The organism is Microbacterium sp. bgisy203 (assembly GCF_057706945.1).
In genome coordinates this window covers 1-8,711 of the sequence record NZ_JBYIPF010000017.1, presented here as the reverse complement: position 1 = coordinate 8,711, position 8,711 = coordinate 1, and the positions used below count along the sequence as shown (strand labels likewise).

Below are 8,711 nucleotides of genomic sequence, written 5' to 3'. Positions count from 1 at the left end.
ACGGAACGGTCCGCGCGGTCGGACGGGTCAGAGCCCACAAGCCACACCGCTGTGACTCGGTCCGACCCGCGGATGTCGGCTGAAAGGGACCAGGCCTCACGAAAGTTCGCGCGCGCCCAGTCGATAGTCTCAACCAGGCTGGCGCCCTCCATCTCATACACTGCGACCGCGCCATCGCCATTCAGATGGCCCCACACGCGGAACACCGCGTCATGGATCTCCTCCGTGACATCCCGCTCATCAATCAAAGTTGCGCGCATGGGTTCAGGCTATGACGTCCAGAGCTGCTGAGCAGCCTTAGTGAGCTCTAGACAAGTCCTATTGCACCTGATCAGATGAGCGTTCTCGGTTTGACGAGCCGTCAGAATCTCACGTCGACCGGTGGATACAGGCTTAGCGTCAAGCCCGATGCGTCGCGTTTCCTGCGGGCAGTGCTCCCTGCTCTCGCGGCGTGCGGTTTCCAATCCGTCGGATGACGGCCTTGGCACCTTCCATCACCACGAAAACGCCGACGGCCAGGCCAGCTGTCAGTGCCCAACTGTGGAAACCGATGGGGGTTGAGTCGAACCAGTCGTTCATGAACGGCGCGTAGGTGAACATGATCTGCAGAGCCATCAGCAGGCCGGCCGAGATCCACAGGTTGCGGTTCCCGGTAAGTACCCGGACAGTGAACGCGGAACCGTTGAGCAGACGGCAGTTCAAAAGGAAAGCGAGCTGGCCGAGGGCGAGCATCAGGACTGCGGACGTCTGCGCCACGGCGTAATCGCCGGTGCGGTCGCGCTCGAGAAGGTAAACGACGAAGGTCGCGACGCCGATGACGACCGAGGCGGTGAGGACGACGGCGATCGCCCGCGACGACAGGACCTGCTCCGTCGCTGAGCGCGGCATGCGCCGCATGATGCCTGGCTCTGCGGGCTCTCTCGCCAAGGTCAACGACAACGTGAGCGCGGTGACCAAGTTGATCCAAAGGATTTGCACCGGGGAAAGCGGCAGAGCAATCCCCGCCAGGACCGCAGCGATGATCACAAGGGCCTGCGCGCCGTTGGTTGGCAACAGGAAGACTACGGACTTGCGGATGTTGTCATAGATCCGCCGGCCTTCCTCGACAGCGCGTTCGATAGTCGCGAAGTTGTCGTCGGCGAGAACGATGTCCGCCGCTTCCTTGGTCGCTTCGGTTCCCTTGATGCCCATGGCCACGCCAACGTCCGCGAGCGTGATCGAAGGGGCGTCGTTGACGCCGTCGCCGGTCATGGCGACGACCTCGCCGTGAGACTGCAGGGCGCGCACGATCCGCAGCTTGTGCTCCGGGGAGGTACGAGCGTAAACGTCCACGTCACGTACGACCCGGCGGAGTTCGTCGTCGTCCATCGCTTGGAGGTCGGCGCCGGTCAGGGCGAGAACTTCGCCCTCCGCTGGGGCGATGCCCAGCTCACGGGCGATCGCCGTCGCAGTCCCGCGGTGGTCGCCGGTGATCATCTTCACGCGGATACCTGCAGCGTGGGCCTCGGCGATCGCCGCAGTTGCCTCGGGGCGTGGTGGGTCGACGATGCCGATGATGCCGAGGAAAGTCAGGCCGCCATCGAGGTCGCCCAGCACGATATTGTCGACACCGTCGGCCGGGCGTGTGGCTGCGGCCAGCACGCGCAGTCCTTTGGCCGAGAGTGCGTCGATCCGCTCCTCCCACGCCGCCCGGTTGAGCGGTGCGGTGCCGCCGTCGGCAGAGCGCTCGGTGTCGGCTCGGTCGAGAAGGCGGTCCGGGGCGCCGACCACGTGGACGAATCGGGTCACGCCGTCGGGGGTTGAGCCGGTCGGGAGCTCGTCGAGGGTGGCTGCGAACTTGTGGGTTGACTCGAACGGCACCGCGCCGACGCGGGTCACGGCGCCGGTGGCTGCGCCGGCTTTCGCCGCCAGGACGTCGAGGGCTCCCTCGGTCGGCACGCCGACAACCCGCCAGCGGTCTTCCGTCTGTTCGACATGGGCGTCGTTGGTGAGACCGGCGGCCAGCACGAGATCGGAGAGGTCGGGGTGGACGGCGAGGTCGGCGGTCTGGCCGTCGGAGTTGACGACCCGACCCACGGGGTCATAGCCGGTGCCCTCGACTGTGTATGTGCTTACTGCCGTGACGACCGTCCGGGCGGTCATCTCGTTCTGAGTGAGCGTCCCAGTCTTGTCAGAGCAGATGGTCGTCGTGGAGCCGAGGGTCTCAACCGCCTCCATCTTGCGTGTGATTGCGTGGCGTTTAGCCATCTGCTGCACGCCGAGCGCTAGCGTGATCGTCACCAGGGCGGGCAGTCCCTCTGGCACCGCAGCCACGGCGAACCCGATGGCCGCCGAGATGAGCTCATCAACATCCAGGCCGTGCACGAACCAGCCGATGAGCAACATGACAACGGCGAGCACGCCGATGAGGATCGACAGCTGCTTACCCAGGTGGGCGAGCTGTCGGGCGAGCGGGGTGTCCATCTGGTCCTGCTCGGACACGAGCACCGAGATACGGCCGATCTCAGTGTCCCGCCCCGTAGCCACCACCACGCCCTCGCCGTTGCCCGCCGTGACGATCGTCCCTGAGAAGAGCATCGACGTTCGGTCCCCGATGCCCGCATCCGCAGCCACGATCTCATCGCTCTTGTCGGCGGCCACCGACTCGCCTGTCAACGCAGACTCGTCGACCTGCAGCCGCCCGGAGGTTAACAGCCGGACGTCCGCCGGCACCCGGTCGCCGCTACGAACGCGGACGACGTCACCGACGACGATGGTCGCGGAGTCGACCACTCCCCAGGTCCCGTCGCGCCGTACCTGCGCGCTCAACGACTGCATCTTGCGCAATCCCGCGAGCGCCGACGCCGCACGACCTTCCTGGATGAAGCCGATCAGCCCAGTAGCCACGATCACAACAGCGATCACGGTGAAGTCGACCCAGTCACCCCTAATCGCCTTCAGCACGGCCGCCACGATGAGGATGTAGATCAAAACGTCAGCGTAGTGGGCCAGCAGACGCTTGAAGACGGACGGCTCGGGCGGAGTCGGCAATTCGTTGCGACCGTCGCGCGCGAGACGGGATTCGGACTCGCCTTCCGTCAGGCCTTCTGGCCCGCTAGCGACAGCGCGCAACACCTCCCCCCCAGTGATGGCCCAGGACGCTGCGGGCGCCTCGGCGCGGGAGCGGTCGGTCTCAGGAATACTCATCTGGCGTGCTCCTTGGCAGGGTGCGGTTACGCATGATCACCCGTCCAGCGCACGCTGCGCTACCGCAGTGAGCGAGCGACTGCACTGCTGTCGGCCTCCAGCTCATTTTTGCTTTGTGACCTGTGCGCCGCCGACGCGATTGCAGTCCTCTGATTGTAGACACCCGTTTCGATAATCACAATGCGTCCGTCAGAGGCAATTCGGTGCGCCACGCAAAGAAGCGTGCTGGAGTGCAACGAGGTCGTCGCCAGCGCTCTGAATCCGGCGTTGCGGGCTTCCCGAGTGCATACGCACTTCGATCCGGTCTCGCGCGCCGCCAGCTCGGAACGCCGTCATCCTTGCGCGAGGTTGAGAAGTGAAGTCGCTGAACCCGTCGGTGGGCGGCGTCACTTTTTTGGCGGGTGAAACCGTGACGGGGTGCACTCCTCGGCGGGCGCGTGGTGTCGGTCAGAAGGGGAGGACGAGGGGCACCATGAACACGCTGACGAGGAGGACGACGATGGTGAAGGGTGCTCCGACTTTGAAGAAGTCGAGAAAGCTGTAGCGGCCGGGTTCGACCACGAGGGTGTTCACCGGCGAAGACACGGGTGTCATGAACGCGGCGGAAGCCGCCAGAGCGACAACCATCGCGAACGGATAGGGCGAGACCCCCAGCTGTGTTGCGATGCCGATCGCAATCGGACCCATCAGCACGGCCGTCGCAGTGTTCGACACGAAGAGCCCGATGACGGCGGTCAGCACGAAGACGCCGCCAAGCAGGATCGTCGGGTTCGCGTCGCCGAGCTCGCCGAGCAGGCCATCGACGACGAGGTCCACGCCGCCGGTGCGCTGAAGGGCGAGCGCGAACGGCAGCATTCCGACGATGAGCAGGATCGTCGGCCAGTGGATCGATCGGTAGGCGCTGGGCATGTTGACACAGCGGAAGAGCCCCATCAGCAGGCACGCGATGAGCGCGGCGATCACGTTGGGGACGATGCCTGTCATCATCAGCGCAACCATCACGAGCACCGCGCCGATCGCAAAGGGGGCCTGGTTGGCGGCGGGGGCCACTTCCTTCACTTCGGCCGGGAGGTCGAGCATGATGAAATCCTGGCGCTGCGCCTGGAGCCGGTGGATGGAATCCCAGCCGCCGGCGACGAGCAGTGTGTCGCCGGCGGCGAGGCGGATCACGGGGAATGCCGGCCCGGCGGCCTCGCGCCGATGACGGACGCCAAGCACGACGAGATCGTGCTTCTCCCGGAACCGGATGCTCCGCACGCTGAGGCCGCGCGCGGACGAGTCTGGCGCGATCATGACCTCGGCCATACCCACCTGACGTGAGTACGATTCGAAGAAGTCGGGTGTCAATGCCAGCTCTTCGAGCCGGAGACGACGTCTCTCCGCGCTGGGCACCTCCAGGTCCACCACCACGATGTCGCCCTCCGTGAGGATCGTGTCGTCGTCGGAGGTGCGTACGGTCTTACGCCAAAGGCGGGTGCGCTCGAGCACCAGGACGCCGACCATCGCACCACCGCCGAACTCGGCATCCGCCAGTCGTTGGCCGATCAGCGGCGACCCCGCATTGATTCGATAGCGGTGCGTACGGGCGTCCACACCGTAGTCGAGGATCAGGCTCCCGAAGGAGGTGCGCGAACCGGCATCCGCGATCGCCTCCGCGCCGAGGAACCGACGAGCGACCAGCATGTAGCCGATGCCCAGGGCGAGGATGACAAGCCCGAACGGGGTGGGGGCGAAGAAGCCGAAACCGCTCAGACCGTGCCGCCGCAGCTCAGCGTCGATCACTAGGTTCGGCGTCGTGGCGATCAGCGTAAGCATGCCACTGATGAGACCGGCGAAGCTGATCGGCATCAACAGCTGCCTGACCGAGATGCCCGTTCGGGATGCCACGCTCAACGCGACCGGAATGAAGATCGCGACGACGCCCGTCGAGCTCATCACCGCGCCGAGCAGCGCGACGCAGAGCATGAGCAGCACGATCACCCGCGTCGCACTCGCACCCGCCGTACGCGCCAGCCAATCCCCGAGCCGGTACGTGACCCCCGTGCGGGAGAGCCCCTCACCCACGACAAAGAGCGCGGCGATCAGCACGACGTTCGGATCGGCGAAACCCGCGAGAGTCTCCGGGACGGAGAGAATGCCGGTCAACGGCAGCGCGACGATCATCAATAGCGCAACCACATCCATGCGCGGCCGGCCGATCGCGAACATCACGATCGCCGCGATCAGAAGTGCGAGGACCACCGCCAGCTCCAGGTTCACGCCGTCCTCCCTCCCTCAGGAGACTCCTGAAGCGTACCAACCTTCGGCTGGCGATGATGATTCGGCTACCGTGCCAACGCCGCCGCACGGGTGATGGACATCCTGGCGCTGTAAGACGTCGCCGAACTCCTGCTGAAGCCGCTGTTCGGATCCCTGTCGGATCGGATCGGGGCCAAACCCGTGATCGTCGGCGGTCTCCTCGCGTTTGCGGGACTGTCGCCGTTCGGGCTTGGCGCTGACAACACCATCATGCTGGCGGTTGCACGACTGGGGGCAGGGCGCCGCCACCGCAGCGTTCTCGCCAGCGTCGTCTGCCACGGTTGCCCGCCTGGCCGGCGCTGGTCGCACGGGGCGCTACTTCGGTCGCTATGGGTCGTGGAAGAGCCTCGGCTACACGCTCGGACCATTGCTCGCTGGGCGACTCCCCAGCACCAAGGCCGATTAGCCGGATAAAGTTACGATAACGCCCTCGCCGAGACCGTCGTGGGACTCTACAAGACCGAGTGCGTGAAGATCGACGGCCCGTTCCGGACCGCGGACGAACTCGAGCTCGCCACGCTCTCCTGGGTGCACTGGTTCAACGAGAACCGGCTGCACTCATCGATCGGATACCTCACACCGATCGAGAAGGAGAACGAGTACTACCGTGAGATCAACCCCCAGCGTCAGCCGGCGCTGGGAGAACTCGCCCTCCACTAAACCCGGGGCGATTCGCTCTTTAAAGCCGAGCTCGTCCGCCACCGCGGACCCTGGCGATCGATCGATGACCTTGAGTTCGCGGTCGCTGAATACATCGACTGGTTCAACCATCGCCGGCTGCACTCCGCGATCGGGATGATCCCTCCGGTCGAGGCTGAGCAGCACCACGACGATTCACACCAAGCACCCGTCGCGGACAGCGAACGGGTCACCGCGAGCCTCCGATGAACCCGGGGCGCAACATTCCCCATCGGCGCGTTACAGCGAGCCGGCCCCTGCAATCCTGTTGAGGGATAGTTTCTCGCCCGCGCGACCAACGATGGACCGGGAGGTCCGTGGGCGACCTAATCCGCGCGCTGCTACACATCCACTAGGCACGCCTGTTCCCGCTCGGCTAAGCGGATGCCGGGGCGCGGTTAGTGTACGAGTGCTTTGAGAGCGATCAGGGCGAGTCCCATGCCTGCCGTTGCGGCGGCGGTGACCACCTTCACCAGGACGGGGTCGTTGCGTTGCCGGGCCGCCCACCATCCCAGTATGGCGAGGGTGACGACGCCTCCCCACAAGGAAACGTCTACTGCGGCGTCTACCGATAGTCCGAGGAGCGCGCCCGTGGTCAGGCAGGCGACCGGGACGATGAGTGCCCACAGGAGTCCGGCGGAGCGTTGGAGGCCTTCGCGGACCGCTTCTCGCCAGCTCATTGCACGGTTGCCGACGATCTCGGCGTAGACGTGTGCACCCCAGAACACCAGGACGGTGCCGATGATGCGCGCGATCAAAACCGGCAGTCCCGGGTTGTAGAGAGAGAACGCGGAGATCAGCCCCGCGGTCAGAACGGTGCCGTATACGGCCTCCGCGTTCATGGCCCTCGACACCCACGGGTAGCGCCGCAACCCGGCGTCGAGGTCGAACCCCGAACCCTTCACCCGCCACCACCAATTCGTCTTGCTGCTCGACGAGCAGCCTGAAGACAGCGTAGTCCTGCCAGAACACCGCTGAAGCGTCCCAGGCTCGCCGCTCTTTGGCCGTGGTTCCGGGGCCCTCTGGCGGGAGCCGACTTGACGTGAAGCATACTTCTCCTGTTTGATGGGGCGAGAAGGGGAGTAATCCTCGCTCCGCATCGCCAATACGTTCCCGCAGGGGATCCGGTGCGCAGAGCCCGACAGGGCCGATGAGACCTTCACGAATCTTCGTGGAGGTCTTTGACATGTCAGTGCCGTTGTGGGCGTGGTTCGCCGTCCTGGGGGTGATCCTGGTGATGCTCGCCGTCGACCTGGTCGCACACCGCAAAGCCCATGTGATCGGCGTGCGGGAAGCCGCCGCGTGGTCGATCGTGTGGATCGTGCTGGGCGTGAGCTTCGGTGTGCTCGTGTGGTCGCTGTGGGGCGCGGAATTCGGGCAGCAGTACTTCGCCGGCTACCTGATCGAGAAATCCCTCGCGGTGGACAACGTGTTCGTCTGGGCGATCATCTTCGCCGCGTTCGCCGTGCCCCGCGAGTACCAGCACCGGGTACTGTTCCTCGGCGTCCTGGGCGCCCTGATCTTCCGCGGCATCTTCATCGCCGCCGGCGCCGCACTGATCGAGAACTTCTCCTGGATCCTGTACGTGTTCGCCGCGTTCCTGATCTACACCGGATGGCGGATGTTCCGCTCCCGCAACGACCACATTCACCCCGAGAAATCCAAGATCCTCAAGGCCTTCCGCCGGTTCGTGCCGATGACCGATGCCTACCACGGACAGAAGTTCCTTATCCGCAAAGCCGGAATCGTGGTGGCGACGCCGCTCTTGGCGGTGCTAGTCCTGGTGGAGATCACCGACATCATCTTCGCCGTCGACTCCATCCCCGCGATCTTCGCCGTCACCTCCGAACCGTTCCTGGTGTTCACCGCCAACGCGTTCGCCATCCTGGGGCTGAGGGCCATGTACTTCCTCCTCGCAGACCTCATCCACCGGTTCATCTACCTCAAGGTCGGACTCGCGTTCGTCCTGATCTGGGTGGGCATCAAGATGCTCCTCCTGGACGTCCTCTACATCCCCACCACCATCAGCCTCGCCGTGGTGGCCACCATCATCACCGTCTCGATCGTCGCCAGCCTCCGCGCCACCCGCGGCCAAGGAAGGCGCGCGGTGGAAACCGAAGCGGCCGGGGCGTTCCGCCTCGCCACCGACGAGGAACTCGCCGCCGCGGAGCCGGTCTTCCGCCGCCGGGGCAGAGTGCGCGCAGATGGGAAGGTGAGTTCCGATGACTGACCGTGACCCCTCGGCGGCCCTGGCCCCCGATTCCCAGCCGGTGAGGAGGGGCCGCCGAGGTTCGACGGTGGCAGTGGTTGTGTTGCCGCTGCTCGCGGTGACCGGGAGCCTCGTAGTCGCGTGGACTGTCGGTGTCGGCGACCGCTGCGGCGGACCTCTGCCGGGGTGCGGGAGCCTGCGCAACGCAGGAGACAATCCGGTTACCTTGCGTGAGGTCACCGATCAATCAGTGACCGAAGTTGTCGTCGCGGCGGGGCAGCGGGTCTTGCTAGGCCGTGTGGATTAAGTCGGTCTTGATCCAGATCAGCGTGGCGGCGAG

Annotated in this window: 4 protein-coding genes and 4 pseudogenes; 4 read left to right on the top strand and 4 right to left on the bottom strand. The window is 65.4% G+C overall.

The genetic code is table 11. The features are described from left to right. The 3 genes and pseudogenes from AC3ENQ_RS14025 to AC3ENQ_RS14015 form a co-directional block, all read right to left on the bottom strand. Positions 1-260 (bottom strand): annotated as a pseudogene (locus AC3ENQ_RS14025) (hypothetical protein); the annotation flags it as partial. 139 nt (positions 261-399) lie between these two features. Next, entirely contained in the window at positions 400-3,186 is a 2,787-nt protein-coding gene (locus AC3ENQ_RS14020; RefSeq protein ID WP_431805352.1) for a cation-translocating P-type ATPase, read from the bottom strand. 447 nt (positions 3,187-3,633) lie between these two features. Next, positions 3,634-5,445: an SLC13 family permease gene (locus AC3ENQ_RS14015; protein WP_431805351.1), complete on the bottom strand. Its 1,812-nt coding sequence runs from the start codon at positions 5,443-5,445 to the stop codon at positions 3,634-3,636. A 114-nt stretch (positions 5,446-5,559) separates the two neighbouring features. Between AC3ENQ_RS14015 and AC3ENQ_RS14010 the strand changes: the two are divergent. The 3 pseudogenes from AC3ENQ_RS14010 to AC3ENQ_RS14000 form a co-directional block, all read left to right on the top strand. Further along, positions 5,560-5,857, top strand: a pseudogene (locus AC3ENQ_RS14010) (MFS transporter); the annotation flags it as partial. Positions 5,858-5,913: 56 nt separating this feature from the next. Further along, positions 5,914-6,144 (top strand): annotated as a pseudogene (locus AC3ENQ_RS14005) (integrase core domain-containing protein); the annotation flags it as partial. A gap of 27 nt (positions 6,145-6,171) precedes the next feature. Further along, positions 6,172-6,372: pseudogene (locus AC3ENQ_RS14000) on the top strand (integrase core domain-containing protein); the annotation flags it as partial. A 188-nt stretch (positions 6,373-6,560) separates the two neighbouring features. On the opposite strand, the gene AC3ENQ_RS13995 reads toward AC3ENQ_RS14000, so the two are convergent. After that, entirely contained in the window at positions 6,561-7,067 is a 507-nt protein-coding gene (locus AC3ENQ_RS13995) for a hypothetical protein (RefSeq protein WP_431805350.1), read from the bottom strand. Between the two features lie 281 nt (positions 7,068-7,348). Here AC3ENQ_RS13995 and AC3ENQ_RS13990 point away from each other — a divergent pair, with 281 nt between their 5' ends. Next, entirely contained in the window at positions 7,349-8,392 is a 1,044-nt protein-coding gene (locus AC3ENQ_RS13990; RefSeq protein ID WP_431805349.1) for a TerC family protein, read from the top strand. The last annotated feature ends 319 nt before the right edge of the window (positions 8,393-8,711 follow it).